At 71.3% G+C, this 1,054-nt stretch carries 2 protein-coding genes; both read right to left on the bottom strand.

Annotated features, from left to right (window positions below):
• Positions 1 to 47: 47 nt before the first annotated feature.
• Complete coding sequence (locus G6030_RS12780) at positions 48 to 677, bottom strand: hypothetical protein (RefSeq protein ID WP_182643379.1); 630 nt, start codon at positions 675 to 677, stop codon at positions 48 to 50.
• Between the two features lie 94 nt (positions 678 to 771).
• A partial coding sequence (locus G6030_RS12785; protein ID WP_206680911.1) for a hypothetical protein occupies positions 772 to 1,054 on the bottom strand: 283 nt, incomplete at its 5' end.

Raw genomic sequence — 1,054 nt, forward strand, 5'->3', positions numbered from 1 at the left:
GGCGAGGCCCGCCCCTTGGGGCGGGCCTCGCCGGCTGACTCTGGGAGTCACAGGATGGTGAACCCGGTGAATCGGTAGTGGCCGTGGCTGTCACGGACGATGCTGGCGGCCAGGGCGCGGTAGCGAGCATCCCAGGTGATGATGGCGGGGACGTAGAAGACGGTCCGCTTGGGCTCGCGGATCGCCTGGGCCTGCTGTCGGCGGATGGTCACTGTGGTGGCTAGTCGCGCGGCGGCGACTCGCTCGGCGGCGACGTTGATGCTGGCGCGTCCGGCGGCGGTGGCGAGTTGGGTGTCGAATAGGTCGCGCAGGCGGCCTCGGCGACCGTTGACGACGGCCAGGGCGATGGTGAGCATCCGGTGCAGTTCTGCCCATTCCTGGCGGGTTGGGGTGAATCCGTCGTCGCCGATCGGCTCGGGCTTCGGCGCTGCGGGCGCGGCTGCGGCCTCGGCTTCCATGCGGCGGAGGCCGACGCTGGCGACGAGGTCGGTGAGCCATTCGCGGGCGGTGAGCGTGTCGACGTGGTGGCGGGCGAGTTCGTCGTACGCGGCCTGGACCTGGCCTTCGGCGGGTTCGAGCAGCCCGCTGCGGGTGATCGGGTGTGCAGGCGCGAGGGCTGTGGCCGGCTCTGTGCGGGGCAGGGCTCGGACCGTGGCGGGCGCGTGGTTCGTGGTCATGGTGTCCTCCTGGGGTTTCCGGGGGCGTGGAGCCCTCTCGGGGTGGTGAGTGGTGGCCGGACTACCGGCCCGCGGTGCGGGCCGGTAGCGGGGTCTAGTCGTGGCCGATGACGAGGCCGTCGACGCAGGCGATGCAGCAGCCTCCGGCGGCAGCGGCGGTGATGATCTCGTTGCACCGGACGCAGCGGCGGGCGGGGTGCACGAAGCCCAGGTGATCGTTCTCGTAGTGCCACAGCATCTCGGTGCCGTCCTCGGCGTGCATGAGGCGGATCTCCGCCTCGATCGGGCCGCGATCGGTCTCCAGAGTGAAGGCGTCGAGCAGGGTGCCGGGCTTGGCGGTCATGGTGTCCTCCTGGGGTTTCCGGGGGCGGTGTTGC

Source organism: Dietzia sp. E1 (assembly GCF_014145015.1).
Taxonomy (GTDB): domain Bacteria; phylum Actinomycetota; class Actinomycetes; order Mycobacteriales; family Mycobacteriaceae; genus Dietzia; species Dietzia cinnamea_A.

Coding starts and splice junctions, on each gene's coding strand:
- G6030_RS12780 (WP_182643379.1), bottom strand. CDS start 677: ATGACCACGAACCACGCGCCCGCCACGGTCCGAGCCCTGCCCCGCACA.